This window comes from Massilia sp. Bi118, assembly GCF_918697865.1.
Lineage (GTDB): Bacteria > Pseudomonadota > Gammaproteobacteria > Burkholderiales > Burkholderiaceae_D > Telluria.
Map to the genome: position 1 here is coordinate 1 of NZ_CAKKMV010000027.1, position 23,287 is coordinate 23,287.

At 66.2% G+C, this 23,287-nt stretch carries 20 protein-coding genes; 11 read left to right on the plus strand and 9 right to left on the minus strand.

What is annotated here, in order from left to right:
* A partial coding sequence (locus tag LQV39_RS25295) for a multidrug efflux SMR transporter (RefSeq protein WP_230029958.1) occupies positions 1-237 on the minus strand: 237 nt, incomplete at its 3' end.
* A gap of 96 nt (positions 238-333) precedes the next feature.
* On the opposite strand from LQV39_RS25295, the gene LQV39_RS25300 reads away from it, so the two are divergent.
* The 6 genes from LQV39_RS25300 to LQV39_RS25325 all read left to right on the plus strand — a co-directional run bounded on the left by LQV39_RS25300 (position 334) and on the right by LQV39_RS25325 (position 3,566).
* Positions 334-864 carry a TlpA disulfide reductase family protein gene (locus LQV39_RS25300; RefSeq protein ID WP_230029959.1) on the plus strand — a complete coding sequence of 177 codons (531 nt, stop codon included), beginning with the start codon at positions 334-336 and terminating at the stop codon, positions 862-864.
* 47 nt (positions 865-911) lie between these two features.
* Entirely contained in the window at positions 912-2,030 is a 1,119-nt protein-coding gene (locus tag LQV39_RS25305; RefSeq protein ID WP_230029960.1) for a transglutaminase family protein, read from the plus strand.
* A 12-nt stretch (positions 2,031-2,042) separates the two neighbouring features.
* A complete protein-coding gene (locus LQV39_RS25310; protein WP_230029961.1) occupies positions 2,043-2,396 on the plus strand; it encodes a mercuric transporter MerT family protein in 354 nt (117 codons plus the stop codon).
* A gap of 9 nt (positions 2,397-2,405) precedes the next feature.
* A complete protein-coding gene (gene merP / locus LQV39_RS25315; protein ID WP_230029962.1) occupies positions 2,406-2,693 on the plus strand; it encodes a mercury resistance system periplasmic binding protein MerP in 288 nt (95 codons plus the stop codon).
* Between the two features lie 98 nt (positions 2,694-2,791).
* Positions 2,792-3,178, plus strand: coding sequence for a hypothetical protein (locus tag LQV39_RS25320; protein WP_230029963.1), 387 nt, complete (start codon positions 2,792-2,794; stop codon positions 3,176-3,178).
* 16 nt (positions 3,179-3,194) lie between these two features.
* Positions 3,195-3,566, plus strand: coding sequence for a hypothetical protein (locus tag LQV39_RS25325; RefSeq protein ID WP_230029964.1), 372 nt, complete (start codon positions 3,195-3,197; stop codon positions 3,564-3,566).
* Here the strand turns inward: LQV39_RS25325 and LQV39_RS25330 are convergent.
* Positions 3,506-5,080, minus strand: a complete 1,575-nt coding sequence (locus LQV39_RS25330; protein WP_230029965.1) for a family 16 glycosylhydrolase — start codon at positions 5,078-5,080, stop codon at positions 3,506-3,508. The genes LQV39_RS25325 and LQV39_RS25330 overlap by 61 nt on opposite strands.
* Before the next feature lie 270 nt (positions 5,081-5,350).
* Here LQV39_RS25330 and LQV39_RS25335 point away from each other — a divergent pair, with 270 nt between their 5' ends.
* The 5 genes from LQV39_RS25335 to LQV39_RS25355 all read left to right on the plus strand — a co-directional run bounded on the left by LQV39_RS25335 (position 5,351) and on the right by LQV39_RS25355 (position 13,262).
* Complete coding sequence (locus LQV39_RS25335; protein ID WP_230029966.1) at positions 5,351-8,308, plus strand: TonB-dependent receptor; 2,958 nt, start codon at positions 5,351-5,353, stop codon at positions 8,306-8,308.
* A gap of 132 nt (positions 8,309-8,440) precedes the next feature.
* Entirely contained in the window at positions 8,441-9,970 is a 1,530-nt protein-coding gene (locus LQV39_RS25340; RefSeq protein WP_230029967.1) for a tryptophan halogenase family protein, read from the plus strand.
* Between the two features lie 27 nt (positions 9,971-9,997).
* On the plus strand, positions 9,998-10,747 hold the full coding sequence (locus LQV39_RS25345) for a SapC family protein (protein ID WP_230029968.1): 750 nt from the start codon (positions 9,998-10,000) through the stop codon (positions 10,745-10,747).
* The gene (locus LQV39_RS25350) at positions 10,731-11,738 is read left to right on the plus strand and encodes a cupin-like domain-containing protein (protein ID WP_230029969.1); all 1,008 of its coding nucleotides are present in this window, start codon (positions 10,731-10,733) and stop codon (positions 11,736-11,738) included. The genes LQV39_RS25345 and LQV39_RS25350 overlap by 17 nt, the downstream gene beginning before the upstream one ends.
* A gap of 33 nt (positions 11,739-11,771) precedes the next feature.
* A complete protein-coding gene (locus LQV39_RS25355; protein ID WP_230029970.1) occupies positions 11,772-13,262 on the plus strand; it encodes a tryptophan halogenase family protein in 1,491 nt (496 codons plus the stop codon).
* 27 nt (positions 13,263-13,289) lie between these two features.
* Here the strand turns inward: LQV39_RS25355 and LQV39_RS25360 are convergent, their stop codons facing one another.
* The 7 genes from LQV39_RS25360 to LQV39_RS25390 all read right to left on the minus strand — a co-directional run bounded on the left by LQV39_RS25360 (position 13,290) and on the right by LQV39_RS25390 (position 23,227).
* Positions 13,290-14,762: an FAD-dependent oxidoreductase gene (locus tag LQV39_RS25360; protein WP_230029971.1), complete on the minus strand. Its 1,473-nt coding sequence runs from the start codon at positions 14,760-14,762 to the stop codon at positions 13,290-13,292.
* A 213-nt stretch (positions 14,763-14,975) separates the two neighbouring features.
* Entirely contained in the window at positions 14,976-15,542 is a 567-nt protein-coding gene (gene mntP, locus LQV39_RS25365; protein ID WP_230029972.1) for a manganese efflux pump MntP, read from the minus strand.
* Positions 15,543-15,823: 281 nt separating this feature from the next.
* Positions 15,824-17,125, minus strand: coding sequence for an L-fucose:H+ symporter permease (gene fucP, locus LQV39_RS25370; RefSeq protein ID WP_230029973.1), 1,302 nt, complete (start codon positions 17,123-17,125; stop codon positions 15,824-15,826).
* A gap of 16 nt (positions 17,126-17,141) precedes the next feature.
* Positions 17,142-18,095 (minus strand): glucokinase, encoded by a 954-nt coding sequence (locus LQV39_RS25375; RefSeq protein ID WP_230029974.1) that lies wholly within the window; start codon positions 18,093-18,095, stop codon positions 17,142-17,144.
* A complete protein-coding gene (locus LQV39_RS25380; protein WP_230029975.1) occupies positions 18,092-20,617 on the minus strand; it encodes a glycoside hydrolase family 3 N-terminal domain-containing protein in 2,526 nt (841 codons plus the stop codon). Before LQV39_RS25380 ends, LQV39_RS25375 begins: the two co-directional genes overlap by 4 nt.
* A gap of 120 nt (positions 20,618-20,737) precedes the next feature.
* Positions 20,738-22,099 (minus strand): GH1 family beta-glucosidase, encoded by a 1,362-nt coding sequence (locus LQV39_RS25385; protein WP_230029976.1) that lies wholly within the window; start codon positions 22,097-22,099, stop codon positions 20,738-20,740.
* Positions 22,100-22,198: 99 nt separating this feature from the next.
* On the minus strand, positions 22,199-23,227 hold the full coding sequence (locus LQV39_RS25390) for a LacI family DNA-binding transcriptional regulator (protein ID WP_230029977.1): 1,029 nt from the start codon (positions 23,225-23,227) through the stop codon (positions 22,199-22,201).
* Positions 23,228-23,287 lie beyond the last annotated feature (60 nt).

The following is a 23,287-nucleotide window of genomic DNA, read 5'->3' on the forward strand; positions in this document are numbered from 1 at the left end:
ATACAGTACCCACCCAGCCAGCGTGATCAAAACAATCCCCACCCCCGACCACACCGCATAGGTCACGCCCAGCGGTATTGAACGCAGCGTCAACGCCAGCATATAGAAGGCGATGGCGTAACCCAGCACCACCAGCACCGAGGGAACCAGCCGCGTAAACCCGGCGCTGGCTTTCAAGGCGGTGGTCGCCACGGTTTCGGCGAGGATGGCAATCGCCAGGCAGGCCCAGTTATTCATCTTGTCGTCCTGTTCATGATTAAGTAGGGGATTATCGACGAGCCGCCTGCATTCCGCCACTCTGGTATCATGACGCCCTTTCCCCCAGCCGTTCCGATGCCGATGCAGACCAGGACACTCCGCCGTTTCCTCCCGGTTGCCGCCTGCCTGCTGGCCGGTCTGGCCGGTGCGGCGGCCGCAGCCGAGGCGGTGCTGAAGCCCTGGCCCGCGAAGCAGGCGACGCCGCCGCTGCGCCTGTCCGGCCTCGACGGCAAGACCTGGGGCCTGGAGCAGTTGCGCGGCAAGGTGGTCGTGGTGAATTTCTGGGCCAGCTGGTGCGCTCCCTGCGTGGATGAGCTGCCGGTGCTGAACACGCTGGCGCGCCAGGATACGGGCAAGGTGGCCGTGGTCGGGGTCAATTACAAGGAGCCGCTCGACAGCATCGAGCGCTTTTCGAAAGACCATCCCTTCGCCTACCCGGTGCTGCGCGACCGGAATGGCGAGATGTTCAAGCAGTGGACCGCCGGCGTGATGCCGACCACGATCCTGGTCGACCGCCAGGGCCGCGCGCGCTGGCGCAGCGTGGGCGAGATCGGCGCCGGCGACACGCGCCTGAAAGCGGCAATCGACGCCCTCGTGGCCGAATGAAGAACAACGAATAATCAACAACATCTAGACTGAAGAACTTCGACGACATGAATACCAAACCGACGAACCGCCGCGCCCTCCTGAAAGCCGCCACCGGCGCCCTGCTGGCCGGCGCCCTGCCACGCACCCTGCTGGCACAAAATGCTGCGGAAACCGAACGCCATTTCGACCCGCGCCCCGGCGACTGGAAGAGCTTCGAGGTCGTCACCCTCGTGAAGCTGCAGCGCGCGGCCGGCCCGTCGACGGTCTGGATCCCGCTGCCCTCGGTCGACACCGACTGGCAGCGCACCCTGTCGAACAACTGGTCCGGCAACGCGAAGAGCATGAAGGTCGGCAGCGACCCGCACTACGGCGCCCGCTTCCTGGTGGCCGAGTTCGACGGCAGCGCCCCGCCTGTGCTGGAAGTCGTCTCGCGCATCCAGACCCGCGACCGCGCGGAAAACTGGAAAAAGCCGAGCGCCGGCAGCGAGTCGAGCGAGGACCTGCGCCTGTGGCTGCAGCCGACCGACCTGATGCCGCTGGACGGCATCGTCAAGAAGACCGCCCTGCAGATCACCTCGGGCGCGAAGCTTGACGAAGACAAGGTCCAGCGCATCTACGACTGGATCGTGCTGAACACCTTCCGCGAGCCGAAAGTCAAAGGCTGCGGCACCGGCGACATCAAGACCATGCTGGAGACCGGCAATTTCGGCGGCAAGTGCGCCGACCTGAACGGCCTGTTCGTGGGCCTGTGCCGCGCGGCCGGCGTGCCGGCGCGCGACGTCTACGGCATCCGCATCGCCCCGAGCGCCTTCGGCTACAGGGAGCTGGGCGGCAAGCCGGCGTCCCTGCAGGGCGCCCAGCACTGCCGCGCCGAGGTCTACCTGAAGCGCCACGGCTGGGTTGCGATGGATCCGGCCGACGTCGCCAAGGTCATGCGCCAGGAAACCCCGAACTGGATCAAGGATCCGGACCACCCGCTGGTCGCGCCGGTCAAGCAGGCGCTGTTCGGCGGCTGGGAAGGCAACTGGATGGGCTACAACTTCGCCCACGACGTGCGCCTGCCCGGCTTCGATGCCGGCAAGGTCGGCTTCCTGATGTACCCGCAGGCGGAAAGCCGCGGCGAGGCCTACGACTCGCTGGCGCCCGACAGCTTCGCCTACACCATCACTTCGCGCGCCATTTAAGACGCAGCCGCCATGCAAGCACCATCCGAACGCAGTGCCGGCAAACTGATCGCCGTCGCCACGCTGGCGGCGATCCTGGCCTCGACCTGCTGCGTGCTGCCGCTGGTGCTGGTCCTGGTCGGCATCACCGGCGCCTGGATGGTGCACCTGACGGCGCTGAAGCCGCTGACGCCCTTCGCGATCGCCCTTACCCTGGGCGCGCTGGGCTGGGCCGGCTGGCTGCTATTCCGTCCCGCGGCCGCCTGCAGCGTCGACGACCCGGCCTGCGCCACAACGCGGCCGGCGATGCGCAAGCTGTTCCTCGGCTGCGCCGTGTTCATCGCCCTGCTGCTGGGCTTCCCGCTGATCGCTCCCCTGTTCTACTGAGGTCCTTCCATGAAAACCCTGCAAGCCCTGTCCCTGATCGCCCTGCTGTCCGCCGCGTCCTTCGCATCGGCGAAACAGCAGACCGTCAAGCTCAACGTGCCGACCATGGATTGCGCTACCTGCCCGATCACGATCAAGGCATCCCTTAGCAAGGTGCCGGGCGTGTCCAGGGTGCAGGTCAGCTATGAAAAGCGCGAAGCCGTGATCGTGTACGACGACGCCCAGGCCAGCGTGGCCGACCTCAAGAAGGCAACCGAGGACGTGGGTTATCCGTCGATGCTGAAGACGAGCCGCTAAGCGCCGCAAAGCTACCCCCGGGAAAGAACTGTTCCCGCCGTAATAGTTTGGAACAATTTCGTTCCGTGCGCAGCCATATGCAGGATTACGATTCCTGCATGAACTTTACCTTTTCATCACCCGATGCCGGGGTCTGCGCGGTCAAGCTGTGGGCCAGCGGACGCTACGGTTTTTCGCTGCCGAAGAAAGTCGACATCGTCACCGGCGATGGCGACAAGGCTACCTTCTTCTACTACAACACGAAGTTCCGCCTGACGGCAGAACTCAGCAACCGGGCCATCGTCAAGATAGCGATCGCCCAGTTCCTGGCTGGCGCCGGACGCGGCGAGCCGGCCGAAATCGACCACGACACCCCGCCCTATGAAGGCCCACTCACGCCGGTGCGCTCGTCCACGCCGCGCGCACCGCTGCGGGTGCGGCCGGGAAAGTCCCACGCTCGCCTGCGGCCGCAGCCGCAGAGCGAGCCGGCGTTCGCGGACCAGTAAGGAGGACGAGACCACCATGCGACTACAGTACACACCTGCACAGCTCCGCATGCTCATCCAGCGCGCGGAGACACAGTTCGAGCTCACGATCACGCAATCGCTGGCCGCCGATCCCGGCGGCAGGCATATCGCGCGCGCCTCGCACGCCGCCGTACACGAAACCGTGGTCAGCCTGATCAAGGTATTCCGCGACCAGATCCCGGGCGCCGCCTCGGTCGCGACCCAGCTGGCGCGCATGTACGCCAAGGGGGCCGATGCGAACGCCGGCGTGCCGACCCTGGACTGCCTGCGCCGCATCGCCGAACTGACGCGCGAGGCGCGCGAGCATTATTTGCCGGTCACGGCGCCCGCCGATCCCGCGGCCGAACCCGAGCCCGAACGGCGGTAGACGCGCACGTAATCGACCAGCATCTGCTGTGGGAACACGGTGCTGGCATCCGGATTGCCGGGCCAGTAACCGCCGACCGCCAGGTTCAGGATCACGAAGAAGGGGTGCTCGTATACCCAGTCGCCATTTACCAGCGCAGGACGCGCTGTGTGGTAGAGGACGCCGTCGCGGTACCAGCGGATCTCGCGCGGTTCCCATTCGACGGCATAGATGTGGAAGCCGTCGGCGTAATCGGCTTCGATACTGGATGGCTTGCCGAAGGCGTGGTCGCCCGAATAGCCGGGACCGTGCAGCGTGCCGTGCACGGTCCTGGGCTCCTTGCCGATGTTTTCCATGATGTCGATCTCGCCGCAGCGCGGCCAGCCGGTCCTTGCGCAGTCCGCGCCCAGAAGCCAGAAGGCCGGCCAGATGCCCTGCCCGCGCGGGATCCTGATGCGCGCCTCGTAGCGGCCGTGGGTGCGCTCGAACAGGCCGGCGGTCTTGATCCGCGCCGAGGTGTACTGCTTGCCTTCCCAATTCTCGCGGCGCGCCTCGATGACGAGATTGCCGCCGCCGACCCGCAGGTTTTCCGGACGCGCCGTGTAATACTGCAGCTCCTTGTTGCCGAAACCATGGCCGCCCAGCTCCTCGACCCATTTCGCGTGGTCGAGCGCGGTTCCGTTGAACTCGTCGCTCCAGTCCAGCACCCAGCGCGGCCCTGCGCCCGCCTGCTGGGCCTTCACATGGCGCATCAGGTTCATGAAGGTGTCGGTCCACACCGTCTTGCGGTGCGCGGCAAGATAAGCCAGCAGCTCGCGATGGGCCTCGTTCGAGGTCGCCAGGTGGTCGCCGCCGATGCCGTGGAAGGTGAAGTTCACCATCGTTCCCTTCGCCTCCGCCCGCTTGACGATGGCGATCAGCTCCTGCCCGCTCAGGCCCACCGGCGCCAGCACCGGCACCGCCCAGGGATCGAGCGTTGCCATGTCCTCGATGACGCCGGAGCCTTCGCCCGACTTGATGGCCACGAAGGCGCTGCGCAGGCCGTCGACGTAATCCTTGCCCGAGGCCAGCCGGTCGCCGCAGGGCACGGTATAGGTGCGATCCAGGCCGCCGTCGATCGCCTGCAGCATGGCGTTCGCCAGCTCGACCTGCTCGCGCATCTGCGCGGCCGTGGTGGTGTCGAGGTCGCGCTGCGGCTGCACCCAGCTGCGGTCCGGCTTCGAACGGGAACACTGGTGGAACAGCGAGTGGTTGCCCAGCTCGTGGCCACTGCGGGCCGCCGCGCGCCATTCCGCCATGCGCTTCTGCACGGACGGCTTGGACAACTCCAGGTAAAAGCTGGCCCGCAGGCCATGCCGGTCCAGATCGGGAATCGCATGGTCGAGCTGGGAATCGGCGGCGTCGTCGTAGGCCAGGCTGACCGCGGCGCGGGCGCCGTTCGGCCAGCTGAAGCCGTCGGCGCCCGGCGCAGCCTGAGCGCACAAGGGGGCGCACAGCAGCAGGGCCGCAGCCTGGATCAGGTTCCGGATCTTCATCGTTCGGCAGTCTCCTTTGTCTTGTTTTCCGGGCCCGCTTGGAAACGTTCCCATATTTCGGCGACTATAACATTTTCGCAAGTGTTGCGTCCGCCACGCGCTTTCCATAAAAAATGAAAGTAACCCGTTGACAATTTTTTTTACTGAACATAAGATTCAGACAACTGATATGGAAACGTTTCCAACCGTTTCCAGATGAGTTGAAAGGATTCAAGGAGCAAGCCGGACCTGATGAATGACAACTACGCCAAGAAAAACAGAGGAGACCCAATGCATTATCCCAAGGCAAACAAAAAACTGATCAGCCTGGCAGTCGCCGGCGCCTGTACGGCGTTCGGCCTGCCGGCGTATGCGCAGGACGCGGCCAGCGCCACCAGCGACACCACGGCGCAAGCCGCCGGCGTGCAGACCGTGGTGGTGAGCGGCATCCGCCAGTCGATGGCCTCGTCGCTGAACCTGAAGCGCAATTCGGACGGTATCGTCGACGGCATCGTGGCCGAAGACATGGGCAAGTTCCCGGATACCAACCTGGCCGAGTCGCTGCAGCGCATCTCGGGCGTGTCGATCGACCGCACCAACGGCGAAGGCCAGAAGGTCACCGTGCGCGGTATCGGCCCCGACTTCAACATGGTGCTGCTGAACGGCCGCCAGATGCCGACCTCGAACCTGGGCGACCTGAATGGCCGCGCCTTCGACTTCTCGAACCTGGCTTCGGAAGCGATCTCGCAGCTGCAGGTCTACAAGACCAGCCGCGCCGAGACCCCGACCGGGGGCATCGGCGCCACCATCAACGTCATCACCGCGCGTCCGCTCGACCGCCTCGGCACCTATTCGAGCTTCGGCGTCAAGATGATGGACGACACCTCGAACAAGAACCTGCCGAACGACGACCGCGCCGACAGCTCGTTCACGCCGGAATTCTCGGGCATCTACACCACCACCAGCAAGGACGGCAAGTGGGGCCTGGGCATCAGCGCCAGCTACCAGGAGCGTAATTCGGGCTACAACCAGGCGGCAGTGTCGAGCGGCTGGAAAGGCCCCTTCCGCGGCGACGAGCAGACCTGGGGCGCGATCCCGGCCACCGGCGCGACCAATCACCCGAAGCCGACCGACGTCTACGAGGTGCCGCAGAACCTGAACTACAGCTTCACCGGCGTCAAGCGCCAGCGCACCAACGGCCAGCTGACCCTGCAGTTCGCACCGGTCAAGGAACTGGTCACCACCCTGGATTACACCTATTCGCAGAACAAGCTGCAGACCAAGCGCAACGACCTCTCGGCCTGGTTCAACTTCGGCCCGTCGACCTCCTCCTGGACCAACGGCCCGGTCGCGGCGCCGCTGATCTACACCGAGCAGATCCCGGCCGGTAACAGCGACATTGCAATGGGTGCGGGTAATTTCGCCACCAAGACCGATAACAAGTCACTCGGCTTCAATACCCAGTGGCGCGCCACCAATGACCTGAAGCTGGAATTCGACGCCCACCACTCGACTGCCGAGTCGAAGGCGGACAGCCCGCTCGGCTCCTTCAACACCCTGGGCACCGCCAGCTTCTCGCGCGGCGACACCTCCGCCGACTTCTCGCACGACTTCCCGGTCCTGAGCATCGCCGGCGCCGACTTCGTCAAGGCGCCGCAGCAGGTCACCGGCTCGAACTTCCAGAACGGCTACATGAAGGGCAAGATCGAGCAGTACCAGGTCAAGGGCCGGCTGCGCATGCTGGAGTCCTCGAACCTGAACTTCGGCCTGGGATCGATCAAGGTCGACAACCGCTCGGCACTGTCGAACAACCAGAGCGATACCTGGGGCGGCGTCAGCAAGCCTTCCGACTATCCGAGCAGCCTGTGGCATCCGGCCACCGTGCGCGGCTACTTCGACCAGATCGACGGCAGCGACAACCCGAACCTCTTCAACAACTTCTACACCTTCAACTTCAACGAAGCGCGCCTGGCCGCGGTCAATGCGACCGGCAAGCCGAACATGTACCAGGCGAAGACCACCTTCGACACCGACCAGCGTACCCGCGAGAACACCAAGAATCTCTACCTCCAGTTCAACACGGACTGGGATACGCGCTTCCCGATGCACACCGCGATCGGCGTGCGCTACGAGAAGACCGACGTCACCTCGACCGCGCTGGTGCCGGCCGCCACTTCGATCAGCTGGGGCTCGCAGAACGAGTTCACGGTCAACATGGGTGCGCCGACCTTCACGACCCTGACCGGCAAGTACCACAACCTGCTGCCGAGCGTCGACTGGGACATGGACCTGCGCTCCGACATGAAGGTGCGCGCGAGCTACGGCGAGACCATCGGCCGTCCGCGCTACGACCAGATCGCCGGCGGCCAGATCCTGAATACCCTGGCGCGCGTCGAAGGCGGCACCGGTTCGCAGGGCAACCCGGCGCTGAAACCCGTCAAGTCGAAGAACTTCGACCTGTCCTTCGAGTGGTACTACGCCAAGCAGAGCTTCGCATCGGTGAACGCCTTCTACAAGGACCTCGAGAACTACGCCGGCCAGTCGCAGGTCGTGGAGCAGCCTTTCGGCCTGCACACCCCGGTCGGCGGCGCGCTGTGGAACGAGGCGCTGGCGAATGGCTGCGCGAACTCGGACACCACCTGCATCCGCAACTACATCTTCCGCAACCATCCGACCGCGCCGGGCGTGACGCGCGGCGCTGATGACAGCCTCGGGAACGCCACCGGCAGCATTACCGGCCAGCCTGGCGACCCGGTCGCGAACTTCCGCATCACCTCCTTCTCGAACCAGAAGAAGGCGAGCCTGAACGGCCTGGAATTCAACGTCCAGCACATGTTCGCGAACACCGGCTTCGGCGTCTCGGCCAACTACACCTACGTGCACTCGGGCCTCCGTTACGACAACACCTCGGTCGGCGAGCAGTTCGCGCTGGTCGGCCTGTCGAACTCGTACAACGTGGTCGGCATCTTCGAAAACGACTTCATGAGCACCCGCCTCGCCTGGAACTGGCGCGGCGAGTTCCTGTCTTCGACCTTCGATTCGGCCGGTCCGAACCCGCAGTACACCGAGCCTTACGGCCAGCTGGACCTGAGCGTCGGCTTCAACCTCACGCCGAAGCTGAGCGTGCAGTTCGAAGCGATCAACCTGACCAACGAAACCACGCGCAGCCACGGCCGCGCCAAGGAGATGGCCGAGTACGTGACCCAGACCGGCCCGCGTTACTCGATCGGCGCACGCTACAAGTTCTGACCGGGCCAAGGGCGTCCCCCGGCGCCCTCCCGATCTGGCACGGCCGGGACCTCCCGGCCGTGCTTTTTTGGGCCACGTTGTTTTTAGAACAAAGCCTTGCTTCTACTAAAGCCTTTTGGTTAGACTCGAACGATGAACAACACGATCGAACACATCGTGGTGGTCGGCGGCGGTTCCGCCGGCTGGCTGGTTGCCGGCGTGCTGGCGGCCGAGCACCCGCTGCGCGTGACCCTGGTCGAATCGCCGGCGGTGCCCGCCATCGGCGTCGGCGAAGGCACCTGGCCTTCGATGCGCGACACCCTGCACCGCATCGGCGTGTCCGAATCCGATTTTTTCCGCGAATGCGACGCCGCTTTCAAGCAGGGTTCGCGCTTCGAGCGGTGGGCGACGGGCGCGGACGACGACGCCTACTTCCATCCCTTCTCCCTGCCCCAGGGCTATGGCGACGCCAACCTGGCCGGCGCCTGGCAGCGCGGCCACCGCAAGCTGCCCTTCGCCGACCTGGTCAGCTACCAGCCGCACCTGTGCGTGCAGGGCCGCGCGCCGAAGCAGGCCGCCACCCCGGAATTCGCGGCGGTCGCCAATTACGGCTATCACCTTGATGCCGGCAAGTTCGGCGTCTTCCTGCGCGAGCACTGCGTGGGCAAGCTGGGCGTGCGCCACGTGGTCGACCATGTCGAGGACATCCGCTCGAAGGAGAACGGCGACATCGCGGCCCTGGTCCTGCGCGGCGGCAGCGTGGTCGAGGGCGATCTCTTCGTCGACTGCACCGGCATGCAGTCGCTCCTGCTCGGCAAGCACTACGGCGTGCCGCTGCTGCACCAGCGCCACGTGCTGTTCAACGACAGCGCGCTGGCGGTGCAGGTGCCCTACGCCAGCGAGGACACACCGATCGCCTCGCACACCACCTCGAGCGCGCAGCCGAACGGCTGGATCTGGGACATCGGCCTGCCCAACCGGCGCGGCATCGGCCACGTGTATTCGAGCGCGCATTCCAGCGACGAGGATGCGGAGCGGGTGCTGCGCGCCTATGTGCGCGAATCCGGCGGCCCGGCCGACATGCCCACCCCGCGCAAGCTGGGCTTCGAACCCGGCTACCGCGAGCGCTTCTGGCACCGCAACGTGGTCGCGATCGGTTTGTCGGCCGGCTTCATCGAGCCGCTGGAAGCCTCGGCCCTGGCCCTGGTCGAACTGTCCGCCGCCTGGCTGGCCGAGGACATGCCGGCCACGCGCGCCCAGATGGACACCATTGCCGCGCGCTTCAACGAAGCGTTTACCTATCGCTGGGAACGGATCATCGACTTCCTCAAGCTGCACTATGTGCTCAGCAAGCGGGACGACACCGCCTACTGGCGCGAGCACCGCGAGGCAGCCTCGATCCCGGAACGCCTGCAGGAACTGCTGCAGCTATGGCGCGCGCGCCCGCCCTCGCGCCGCGATTTCTCGCGCATCGAGGAAGTGTTCCCGTCCGCCAGCTGGCAGTACATCCTGTACGGCATGGGTTTTACAAGCGACTCTGCGCCGCGCGCCTCCGACCGTCCCGACCTCGCCGACGAAGCCTTCCGCGAAGCCGCGCGCCTGACCGCGCGCATGCTGCCGGCCCTGCCCTCGAACCGCGAACTGCTGGACCATATCCGCAAGCACGGCCTGCCGCGGATCTGATTCATACAATTTATAAAAAGAGACACCATGCCCAATCACGCACTCCTGAACAACATCGAACACAAAGAGCTGCGCATCGTCACAACGCGCGGCGCGGCCTATGGCGACGCGGTGATGTCCGCCCTCACCTTCCCGGCCGAGTTCCGCGAACTGCAGGCCCATTATCCGATCGTCTTCGCCAAGAATCATGACGGCACTTCCTTCGACCCGATCGCGCTGTTCGGCTTCCAGCAGGGCGAGAACCTGTTCCTGGGCGGCGGCGAGGGTCTCGGCAACGGCTGGGACGCCCCATACATTCCGCTGACCGTGGAGCGCCAGCCCTTCCTGATCGGCCGCCCCGCCGACGGATCCGGCGAAGGCATGATGATCCACGTGGACCTCGACAGCCCGCGCCTGAGCTCTACGTCCGGCGAGCCGCTGTTCCTGTCCTACGGCGGCAGCAGCGAATACCTGGAGCGCATCAGCCGCGTGCTGCGCACCATCCACGACGGCCTGGAGACCTCGAAGACCTTCATCGAAGCCCTGCTGCACCTGGAGCTGCTGGAATCCTTCGTGCTCGACATCGAACTGGACGACGGCTCGCAGAACCGCCTGGCCGGCTTCTACACGATCAACGAGGAGCGCCTCGCCGCCCTCAAACCCGAGCAGCTGGGCCGCCTGCACGAAGCCGGCTACCTGCAGGCGATCTACATGACGGTGGCCTCGCTGGCGCAGTTCCGCCGCCTGATCGACCGCAAGAACCGCCTCGTTGCCGGCACCGATGCTGCCCGTCGATAAGCGCATCCGCGAGATCGAGGCCGGCGGCAAACTGCCGGACGAGCTATTGCGCGCCACGGAGCCGTATATCGTGCGCGGCCTGGCGGCGCACTGGCCGCTGGTCGACGCCGCCCGCACCTCGATCGACGCCGCCGACGCCTACCTGCGCCGCTTCTACCAGGGCGCCACGGTGGGCGCGATGCTGGGCAAGCCCGAGATCCAGGGGCGCTTCTTCTACAACGAGGACCTGACCGGCTTCAATTACTACTCCGCGCGCGCGCGCCTGGACGCGGTGCTCGACGAGATGAAGGGCTACCGCGAGAATCCGCGCCCGGCCGCCATCTACGTCGGCTCGACCACCGTCGACACCGTGCTGCCCGGCCTGCGCCGCGACAACGACATCGACCTGGGCCCGCGCGATGCCCTGGCCAGCATCTGGATCGGCAACCAGACCCGCATCGCCGCCCACTACGACCTGCCCGACAACCTGGCGGTGGTCGCGGCCGGGCGCCGCCGCTTCACCCTGTTCCCGCCGGAGCAGCTGGCGAATCTCTATGTCGGCCCGCTCGACTTCAACCCGGCCGGCCAGGCCATCAGCCTGGTCGACTTCGCCGAACCCGAATACGCACGATTCCCGCGCTTCCGCGAAGCCTTGCAGCATGCGCAGGTGGCCGAGCTGGAAGCCGGCGACGCCATCTTCATCCCCTCGATGTGGTGGCACCACGTGGAAGCGCTCACGCCCTTCAACGTCCTGGTGAATTACTGGTGGCGGCAGTCGCCGGCGTACATGGACACGCCGACGAATGCCCTGATGCTGGCCCTGCTCACGATGCGCGAACTGCCGCTTGAACAGCGCCGCGCCTGGCAGGAGATCTTCCGCCATTACATTTTCGAGCCCGGCGAGGAAAACGAAGCCCACTTGCCGCCGCACGCGCGCCATGCACTGGCGCCGCTCGATGAAGAACGCGCACGAGCCTTGCGCGGAACGCTGCTGAACCGGCTCAACCGATAACAACCGATAACAACCTGACCTGCAGGAGACACCATGGAACAACAGCACAAGCAAATCCGCCGCGTCGTGATCGCCGGTGGCGGCACCGCCGGCTGGATGACGGCGGCTGCGCTTTCGCGCACCCTCGGCAAGGTTCTCGACATCGTCCTGGTCGAGTCCGACGAGATCGGCACCGTGGGCGTGGGCGAGGCGACCATCCCGACCCTGGTCCACTTCCACCGCCTGCTCGACATCAACGAGCAGGAATTCATGGCCGCCACCCAGGCCACCTTCAAGCTGGGCATCAGCTTCGAAGGCTGGCGCGACCGCGGCAAGGACTACATCCACTCCTTCGGCACCACCGGCACCGACCACTGGACCGCCGGCTTCCAGCACTTCTGGATGAAGGGCCGCGAGCGCGGCGTGGCGCGCGACTACGGCGACTACTGCCTGGAGCTGAAAGCCGGGCTGGCGCACCGCTTCGCCCACCTGCCGAACGACGGCATCCACTACGCCTACCACCTCGACGCCGGCCGCTACGCGCGCTTCCTGCGCCGCTTCAGCGAGCACTTCGGCGTCGAGCGTATCGAGGCGAAGATCGCCAGCGTCGAGCAGGCGGAAAACGGCGACATCGCCGCCCTGCTGCTCGATTCCGGCAAGCGCATCGAGGGCGACCTGTTCATCGACTGCACCGGCTTCCGCTCGCTGCTGCTGGGCCAGACCCTGGGCATCGCATACCAGGACTGGTCGCACTGGCTGTTCAACGACAGCGCGATCGCGGTGCAGACCGAGTCCATGGGCCCGGCCCTGCCGATGACGCGTTCGATGGCCCACGACTGGGGCTGGCAGTGGCGCATCCCGCTGCAGAACCGCGTCGGCAACGGCATCGTGTATTCGAGCCGCTTCATCGACGACGACACCGCGAAAGCCACCCTGCTCGGGAATATCGAAGGCAAGACCCTGACCGAGCCGCGCGTGATCCGCTTCAAGCCGGGCCAGCGCGAGAAGACCTGGTCGCACAACTGCATCGGGATCGGCCTCTCGAGCGGCTTCCTGGAGCCGATCGAGTCGACCAGCATCCACCTGATCCAGCGCTCGATCGTGCGCCTGCTGCAGAACTTCCCCTCGCAGGGTATCCGCCAGAGCGACGTCGACGAGTTCAACACCCAGACCTGGTCCGAGATCGAATTCATCCGCGACTTCATCATCCTGCACTACAAGGTGACCGAGCGCCGCGATACGCCCTACTGGAAGCAGGCCGCGGAAATGCCGGTGCCGGCCCAGCTGCAGCACCGCATCGACATGTTCCAGCAGACCGGCCGCGCCTTCCGCGTGGTGAACGAACTGTTCGGCGAGAACTCCTGGATCCAGGTGATGCTGGGCCAGGGCATCGCGCCCGACCAGCACCACCCGAGCGCGGACCTGATGGGCGACGAAGAGCTCAGCGCTTTCCTGGAGAGCATCCGCACGCGGGTGGAGCGGACGGTGGCGCAGCTGCCTTCGCACCAGGAGTATGTGGAGCGTTATTGCGGGGCGAAGCTCTAAGCGTGCGCCGGGATTTGTGACTGGCCGTCACAAATCCCATGCCGCGGCGATGAAGCCGTCAGGCCGGATCAGCAAGGCCCGCAAGCCGAAGTCTTCCCTGGCCTGGGCTTTTACATGTTTGAATGCCAGGCCGTATGCTGCAGCCTGGCCTTGCGTCGTCGCGTCGCCGCTGAAATCCAGCAGGATCGCGCGTCCGTCGTGCATGTGCTGCCCCAGGCGGCTGCCGTCCGCGAATTCGAAATCCGGCGCGCTGCGGCCGATCAGCGGATGATCGTCGCCGAGATCGTAGTGCGTCTCCACGCCCCAGACGCGGCCCGCCATGTAGGTGGCGCCGTCGGCCGTGTCCATCAAATCCTCCACGATGGCGCGCAAGGCGCGTGAAGCCGGGTCGGGCCGCATCAGGACCACCTGGGCGCGCGACCAGTCCAGCACCTTTCCTCCGATCGGATGCCGCTCGGCCTCGTAGGTATCGAGCAGGCCTGCCGCCGCCGTCCCTTTCATGGTGGCGGCCAGCTTCCAGCCCAGGTTCATGGCATCGCCGATCCCGAGATTCAGGCCCTGCCCGCCCAGCGGTGCGTGGATGTGGGCGGCGTCGCCGGCCAGCAGCACGCGGCCCTGGCGGTAGCGCGTGGCCTGGCGTGCGCGGTCGGTCCAGGTGCTGGCCGCGTGCAGGGTCGTGACCGTGAGGTCGGAGCCGGACACCCGCCGCAGCACTTCCTGCAGGCGCTCGCGCGTGACCGGCGTCCCATCGTGGCCGGCGCCGCCGTCGAATTCCTGGATCGCCAGATAGCCCGGCTGGGACTGAAAGACCATGCCGCGCGGCGTCAGCTGCCGTCCCGGTCCAGGCAGCGACGGATCCGCAAGCTCGACACGCGCCGAGTAGCCGGTGAATTCCGGGTCGGTGCCGGCGAAGTCGAAGCCGCACAGCTTGCGCACGCTGCTGCGGGCGCCGTCGCAGCCGACCAGCCAGCGGGCGCGGACCTGCAAGGCGCCCGCCTGCACATCGACGCCATCTGCGTCCTGCGCAATGCCGCTGACGGCATAGCCGCGCCGGATCGCCACGCCCAGCGCCTGCGCGCGGCGCGCCAGCACGATTTCGAGTTCCGCCATCTCGGCGATCAGCGACGCCGGCGGGGAACCTGGCAGGCGCCATGGCCAGCGCGATGCATCGATACGCTCAGCCTGGAAGCCGATGCCGGCGAAATGGCCGGCCTGGCGCGGCGCCCGGCCTGCTTGCGTGCTGCCGCCGCCGAAGGGGTTCTTCAGGCGCCGCGGGACCTCGAGTTCGCCGAGCAGGCCGCGCCGGTACAGGGCATCGATGGCAGGCGCGGACAGGCCGCGTATCCCGAAAGGCAAATGTTTGAAGGGCGAATCCGGATCGGCGTCCCGCTCCAGGACCAGGACCGAACAGCCGGCCAGCGCCAGTTCGCAAGAGAGGAAAAGGCCGACGGGGCCGGCGCCGGCAATGACGGCGTCGTACTGCATCTGAGTTGCTTGCATGTTGAGCTCCAGGTTGATGGGCTCATCGGCGTCGCGAAGAAGCGAAGCGGAAACGCAGACGAGCCCGAACAATAAATGTCTCGGGTTCGTCGTGGGTTCTCATGCATGCGAGATGAAGGAACAGAACTTCCGTGCGTGGGAAGCGGGCGGGCTTACCGGGAACCGCCGCTGCCTTTTTCGACGCGGCGATTCTAGCATGCTTGCCCAAGGTGCTCAGCCCACGCTCAGGTGCTCATACAAAATCAAGCCCCCGATCGCAATCAGCACCAGCCCGCCGACCAGCTCCGCACGCTTGCCGACCAGCTGTCCCAGCCCGCGGCCCAGCATCACACCCAGGGTCACCATGGTAAAGGTCGCCAGTCCGATCGCGCCCGCCGTGGTGAAGATGTTGGCGTCGATGAAGGCCAGGCTGGCGCCGACCACCATCGCGTCGATGCTGGTGGCGAAGCCGGTGATGGCCAGCAGCCAGAAGCCATGGCTGCTCGGCTTCTCCTCTTCTTCCTCGTCGGCCGTCAGGCTGGCGTGGATCATGCGCAGGCCGAGCACGCCCAGCAAGGTAAAAGCGATCCAGTGGTCCCAGGCTTCCACATAGGGCGCCGCCACTTTGCCGAGGCCCCAGCCGACCAAGGGCGTGAGGCCTTCGATCACGCCGAAGATCAGGCCCGTGCGCAGGGCTTCCTTGAGTTGCGGACGGTGCAGTGCTGCGCCTTTTCCGATCGCGACGGCGAAGGCGTCGGTGGACATGGCAAGCGCGATGGCGAGCGTGGCGGCTAGGTTCATTGATTTCTCGCTGGCCGGGCAAACGCTAAGGCATGCCTGCGCGGCCCGGTCAAAAGCGCGCAGGATGCCAAAGGTCTTGCCAACCGAGACGGCTGCCCGTACCACGTCGCTTACAAAACACTGAACGGCAACGAGTATGTTGATACGGGAACTTCCGGCAGAAGCGGAAGCAGGCTACTCCCCAATGGGTGCGCTCATCTTACCGCAAACCAAATAAAAAACCCAGCGACACGCAAGCGCGCCGCTGGGAAAGAACTACCCTAGGGACAGTGCGAAACTGGTCAGGCCGGTGCGCTCACCTCGAGGTGCAGATTCGCGTACTTCAGGCCGAAATACAGGATGAAGGCATAGCAGGCTGCCGGAATGAAGAAGGAAGTCTGCAGGCCGATCGAATCGGCCAGCGCGCCCTGCACGAAGGGCACGATGGCGCCGCCGACGATGGCCATGCACAGGATGCCCGAGCCCTGGCCTGTGTGGCGACCGAGGCCGTGCACGGCCATGCTGAAGATGGTCGGGAACATGATCGAGTTGAACAGGCCGACCGCGAGGATCGCCCACATCGCCAGCCCGCCCTTGCCGAAGATACCGGTCAACACCAGCACGATGGCGATCAGGGAGTTGAAGGCAAGGCTCTTGCCCGGGCTGACATAGCGCATCACGGCAAAGCCGATGAAGCGGCCGACCAGCGCGCCGCCCCAGTACACGCTCACATAACCGGCGGCCACCGCCGGCGCCAGGCCGGCGATCTGCTGCTCGCCCAGGAAGTTGACCAGGAAGCTGCCGATACTGACTTCACCGCCCACGTACAGGAAGATCGCGACCGCGCCCAGCACCAGGTGGCGATAGGCCAGCGCCGAAGCCTTGCCGCTGGCGGCGGCGGTGGTCTCTTCGCCATGTTCGATCTTCGGCAGGCGGGCCAGCGCGAACAGCACGGCCAGGATGGCCAGCGCCGCGGCCAGGGCCAGGTAAGGGCCCTGCACGCTCGCCGCTTCATGGGCGCGGTAGGCCGCCAGCTCGGTGGCGTTCATGGCCGCCAGCTGGTCGGCGCCGACCGCCGCGGCGGACAGGATCAGGATCCCGCCGACGTAAGGCGCGATGGTGGTGCCCAGCGAATTGAAGGCCTGGGTCAGCGTGAGGCGGCTCGATGCCGTACTCGCCGGGCCAAGAACGGTCACGTAGGGGTTCGCCGCCACCTGCAGGATGGTGATGCCGCTCGCCAGCACGAAGAAAGCGAACAGGAACAGGCCGTAGCCGCTCTTCGAGGCAGGATAGAACAGCGCGCAGCCGGCCGCCGCGATCAAGAGGCCGATGACGGCGCCCTTCTGGTAGCCGACGCGGCGGATCAGGGCGCCGGCCGGCACCGAGACGATGAAGTAGGCGCCGAAGAAGCAGAACTGGACCAGCATCGCCTGCACGTAGCTCAGCGTATAGATGGCCTTCAGGTGCGGAATCAGGACGTCGTTCAATGAGGTCAGCAGGCCCCACATGAAGAACAGAATGGTGACGATCACCAGCGGGCCGGTATTGCTGCCGGCCGCGTGCGTCGCCGGCGAGATCGCCGTATTCGGTGCGGTTTGTGCCATGGTGTCTCCTTCTTTTTTAATTTTGAATATCGTCCAGCATGGCCGCGACCCCGCGCAGCGCCGGATATTCTTCCGTGATCAGCCAGGTCGGGATACGCGCCAGGTAGCCGGAGAGCCTGCCCTTGCCCTCGAAGCGCTCGCGGAAGCGCGAGCCGGTGAACAGGCTGCCCAGGCGCGGCACGATGCCGCCGCCGATGTACATACCGCCGGTGGCGCCCAGCGTGAGCGCGACGTTGCCGGCGACGCTGCCCAGCACCGCGCAAAAGGTTTCGACCGTCTCGCGGCAGGCGATGCTGCTGCCGTCCAGCGCGCGGGCGGTGATCTCCGGCGCGCTCAGGCGCTGCCCGGCCAGCGCGCGGTGGATCAGTTCCAGGCCGAGACCGGACAGCAGGCGCTCGGCCGACACGTGGCCGTACTCTTCCCACAGCGCCTGCAGGATCTTCATCTCCTGTTTCGTCACCGGCGCAAAGCTGACGTGGCCGCCCTCGCCCGCCAGCGCGGTCCAGCGCCCGCCGCAAGGCACGACGCCGGATACGCCCAGGCCGGTGCCGGGTCCGATCAGGCCGATCGGCTTGTTCGCTTGTTCGACGCCACCGCCGATGCGCTCGCGCTGCTCCGCCTTCAGGTGCGGCAGCGACATCGCCAGCGCCGCGAAATCGTTCACCACCAGCAGCGCATCCAGGCCCAGCTCCGCCTTCAGCGCACTGATCGAAAAGCGCCAGCAGTGGTTGGTCATGCTGACTTCATCGCCTTCGACCGGATTGGCGATGGCGATGGCGGCGCGCTTCACGCCCTCCGCCGCCAGCCCGCGCGCCGCGGCCTTGCCCAGGTAGGCGCGCACCGCGTCACCGATTGCTGGGTAGTCGCTGCAGGCCAGCACTTCGATGTCGGCGAAGCCGGCGCTGCCAGCCTGCTGCAGAGCGAAGCGGGCATTGGTGCCGCCGATGTCGGCAAGCAGGCGGAGCGTCATTTCAAGTCCTCGCAACGCACGGTATCCTGGTCGCCGGCAGCGCCGCCGACCGCGTCGATATTGCCGATGGCGGCCGTGAAGGCGCCGGTGCTGCTGACGCTGAACGGGGTGTCGAGCTTCGCCAGGTCGGCGCCCTTGGCCGTGAAGCAGGCCAGCGGGATCTTGACCGACTGCTTGCCCTTGCCGGCCAGGCGCGCGAACAGCGCCGTCGCATCGAGCGCCGCGTTGCCCATCGCGATCGTCACCTTGCCGGCAGGCGCCTTCTCGACCATCGTATCGAAGCGCAGTACGGCGTCCTTGCTGGCGGCTGCCGGCAGCGCCAGCGCCTTGGCGCCGTGTGCTTCGAGAGCGGCCGGGCCGGTCCAGGTGACCAGCTTGGCGTCCTGCTGGGTATTGATCTGGGCGGTGCTGACAGTGATGCCCGGCAGGCTGAGCGTCGCGTTCAAGTCCGCGCCCAGCGGCTGCACCTTGTCGCCGCTGCGGATCTGCAGCGGGAAGCTGGCGCGGTCGGACTGGCCGAACAGCGGGTACACGTTCGACACGCCGCAGCCGCCGGCCGGGTAATTCGTATCGAGCTTGCCCAACTGCGAACGCTTGGACTTGCCGAGGCCGTAGCCGTAGGCGAACAGCGGCGCGTAGTTGGCGTCACCGACGTTGAGCGGGGTCTGGCACACGGTCCTGGGCCAGGAGAAGGACAGCTTGCCCTTGAAATCGTAGGCCCTGGCGCCCTTGCCCGCCACCAGCAGGTCGGACACGCCCTTGCCTTCCGTGCCAGGCAGCCAGGCCGCGATGAAGGTGTCCGAGAGGTTCATCAAATCGTTCACCCACAGCGGACGGCCCGACAGGAACACGGTCACCACCGGCTTGCCCTTGCCCGCCACCTGCTGCAGCACGGCCAGGTCTTCCGGATAGCGGCTGCTGTGGCGCAGGGTGCCGGACGGGCCGATGTCGCCGTCGCCTTCCGCATACGGGCCTTCGCCAATCACGGCGATGACGGTATCGAAGTCGGCCGGATTCACGTCCTTGCCGTCCAGGCTGAAGCGCACGCTGGACTCGCCGGCGGCGGCGCGAATGCCGGCCAGGATCGTGTCCGCATTCGGGAAGTCGGCATTGGTGTTGGTCGTGCCCTGCCAGGTCAGCGCCCAGCCGCCGGTCTGGTTGGCCATGCTGTCGGCGGCCTTGCCGACCACGAGAATCTTTTTGCCGGCCGCCAGCGGCAGTGCCGGGCCTTCGTTCTTCAGCAGCACCAGCGATTCGCGCACCGCGCGGCGCGCCAGCTCGCGCGCCTGCAGCGCCTCATCCTTGCCGGCATAGGCGTTCTGCGAAGGCCGCTTGCCGAACAGGCCGGCGCGCAGCTTGACGCGCAGGATGCGGGTGACGGCGTCGTCGATGCGCGCCATCGGAATGCGGCCGACTTCGACGTCCGCCATGGTGTTCTTGATGAAGGCCTTCCACTCGTCCGTCACCATCACCATGTCGACGCCGGCGTTGATGGCCTGGGCGCAGCTGGCCGCGGTGCAGCCCGGGACCTCGCCGTTGCCGTTCCAGTCGGTGACGACGAAGCCGTCGAAGCCCATCTTGTTCTTCAGGATATCGGTCAGCATGCCGCGGCTGCCGTGCACCTTGCCGTAGTTCCGGCCGGCGGCGACATCGTCCCAGCTGTTGAAGGACGCCATCACGGTCTGGGCGCCGGCGGCCAGCGCCGTGTAATAGCCCTGGGCGTGGATGTTCATCATGTCGCGTTCGCTGGACTTGTTGACGCCGCGGTCCTTGCCCTGGTCGGTGCCGCCGTCGCCCATGAAGTGCTTGGCGGTGGCGATGGTGTTGGCATCATGCCGGAACGAGTCCTGCATGCCCTTCACGTAGACGCCGGCATAGCTCGCGACCAGCATGGGGTCTTCGGCATAGCTTTCGTAGGTGCGGCCCCAGCGGTCGTCGCGGACCACGGCCAGGGTCGGGCCGAACACCCAGGCGATGCCGGTGGCGCGCACGGCCTTCGCGGTGGCGGCGCCGATCTCGCCGACCAGCTCGGGATCGCGCGCTGCGCCCAGGCCGATATTGTGCGGGAACATGGTGGCGCCGTAGACGTTGTTATGACCGTGCACCGCGTCCGTGCCCCACACCACCGGCACCTTGATCGCCATGTCGGTGGCCATCGAGGCGTCGTAGAAGGCGTTCGCCATGGCCAGCCAGTCGGCGGCCCTGGCGTGCTTGTCGTTGTTCGGCCAGCTGCCGCCGCCGTTCAGCACCGAGCCGAGGTAGTACTGGCGCACATCGTCCGGGGTCGCCGACTTGATTTCGGGCTGGGTCATCTGGCCGATCTTCTGCGCCAGCGTCATCTTGCCGAGGATCTCCGCCACGCGCGCCTCGATCGCGGCGTCCTTCTTGAAGGCGCTGGTGACGTGCGGCCAGTCGGTCAGCGCTTTGGCAGCGGGCGCTTGGGCGGCATAGGCCGGAAACTCAGTGACAAATGCGAGCGCGACGGCGAGTGCCAGGGCGCTGGAACGGAGGGGCTTGTGCATGCGGGAGGTCTCCACGATATTCTTTTTGAGGCTGCGTTGGAAACGATTCCAACGCGACCCGACAATAGTGAATGACATTGATGAAGCTGTCAACAAAAAGCCCCGTTTCCGCTTCCCGGCTTACTCGGCGCGCAGGAAGGACTGGTACCACCTGGCGCTGTCCTTCAGGCGCCGCTGCTGGGTCGCATAGTCGATGTGCACCAGGCCGAAGCGCTTCTGGTAGCCCTCGGCCCATTCGAAGTTGTCGACCAGGCTCCAGGCGAAATAGCCTTTCACCGGCACGCCGTCGGCGACGGCCTGGCGCAGCGCGCCCAGGTGGCGCATCAGGTAGTGGCGGCGCTCGGTGTCGTGCACGCTGCCGTCCGGGCTGACGCTGTCTTCGTAGCAGGAGCCGTTCTCGGTCACGTAGATCGGGCCCGGGTGGTAGTCGTTCTCGACCCGCGCCAGCAGTTCGGCCATGCCCGCCGGCTCGACCGGCCAGCCCATCGCCGTGATGTCCTCGGATTGCGGCTCCAGCACGCGCGCGCCCAGCGGCGCATGCGCCGGATCGTCGGCGATGGTCTCCGGGAAGTAGTAGTTCACGCCCAGGAAATCGGTGGGCACGGCGATCGCTTCGAGGTCGCCCGGCAGCACCCTGGGCGCGCTCTCGCCCACCAGCTCCAGGGTCTGCGCCGGGTAGCCGCGGCCGTAGAGCGGATCGAGGAACCAGCGGTAGCGCAGGCCGTCATGCCGTTCCATCGCCGCGAGGTCGCGCGGGTCGCCGCTGGCCGCCCGCAGCGGGTGCAGGCTGAGCGAGATGCCGACCTTCGCATCCGGCACGTTGGCGCGGATCACCGGCACCGCCTTGCCGTGCGAGAGCAGCACGTGGTGGCTGACCTGCAGCGCGGTCTTGAAGTCGGTCAGGCCCGGCGCGTGCCAGCCTTCGAAGTTGCCGATGATGGAGGTGCACCACGGCTCGTTGTGGGTGATCCAGTGCTTGACGCGGTCGCCCAGCTTGCGGGTCATGGCGTCGGCCAGTTCGACGAAGGCGTCGACGGTGGCGCGCTCGTTCCAGCCGCCGCGGTCCTGCAGGTACTGCGGCAGGTCCCAGTGATACAGCGTGGCCCAGGGCTGCAGGCCGCGTTCCAGCATGCCGTCGACCAGGCGCGAATAGAAGTCCAGGCCCTTCTGATTGAGCTTGCCGCTCTCGGAAAAAATGCGCGGCCAGGCGATCGAGAAGCGATAGGCGTTCAGGCCCAATTCGCGGCCGATGTCGAAGTCTTCCGGCCAGCGGTGGTAGTGGTCGCAGGCGACCTCCCCGCTCGAACCGTCCTTGATACGGCCCGGGGTCGCGGCGAAGCGGTCCCAGATCGATTCGACTCTTCCATCCTCGTGCGCCGCGCCCTCGATCTGGTACGACGAGGTGGCGCAGCCCCACAGGAAATCGGAGGCGAAGTCAGCGCGCTTGGGCGCTTGCGGTTCGGGTCGGGTCGGTTTGCTCATGGTCTCGTTTTTCAGTCAGTGTTTGTCTTTGAATTCTTTGGAAAGCTTTCCAGTGCCGGCGCTAAAAAAAGCGCCTGGCCGGCGCCGTATGCTGCATGCCTAGGCCGCCTTGCGCCTCCCGCTGGCCGCCTTCGACAGCGAGGCGCGCAGGGTCACGCTGACCGGGAAGTTGCGGGTCACCGGGCGCTTCATGTCGTAGCACAGGTTCAGCAGCGCGTTGATGCCGTTCTGGGTCATCTCGCGCCACGGCATGTGCACGGAGCTCAGGCGCGGCGCCGAGAACGCCGCGCTGGGCGTGTCGTCATAGCCGATCACCGACAGGTCGTGCGGAACGCGCACGCCGGCTTCCTGGAAATAGGACAGCGCACCCACCGCCATTTCGTCGTTGGCGCAGAACAGCGCACTGCACTGGTAATCCGACTCCAGCAGCGCCTTGGCCGCGGCCCAGCCGCCGGCCGGCGAGAAGTCGCTTTCGACGCGCCAGATCTTGCCGGGGTCGATGCCGTGCTCACGCAATTCGCTGTCGAAGCCCTCGAGTCGCGCCACGTTGTCGGCGAGGCGGCGCGGGCCTTCGATCAGCGCGATACGGCGATGCTTGTGGTCCAGCAGCGCGCGCGCCGCCAGGCGGCCGCCCAGCGTATGGTCGACCGTGAAGCACTGCTCGGCAATGCTGTCGAAACTGTGGTTCAGCGCCACCAGCTGGCCGGCCTTGATGCCCAGCGAGGCGATGTCTTCTTCCAGCAGCGCGCCGGTCATCACGATCAGGCCGTCGCAGCCGCGCTCGATCAGGAATTCGATGCCGTCGATGGCCTGGCGCCGCTCGTCCCCCAGGCCGACGCCGAAAGCGAGAACCATGTGCAGGCCGGCGGCGCGCAGCTCGGTGTCGATGATCTGCAGGATGGGCGTGTAGAAGGTCCCGCTCAGCACCGGAATATAGACCCCGATCATGCGGCTGGACCCGGACAGCAGCGCGCGCGCCGCGTGCGAGGGACGGAAGCCCAGTTCGTCGATGGCCTTCTTGACCTTGGCGAGCGTGGCCGGCGACACCGAGCCCTTGCCGCTGACCACGCGCGAGGCCGTGCCCAGTCCGACACCGGCTAGCTTCGCTACATCCTTGATAGTGGCCACAGGGGGATCCTTACACTGATTTCGAATTCGATAAAAAACAGAAGCATAACGTATCGCACA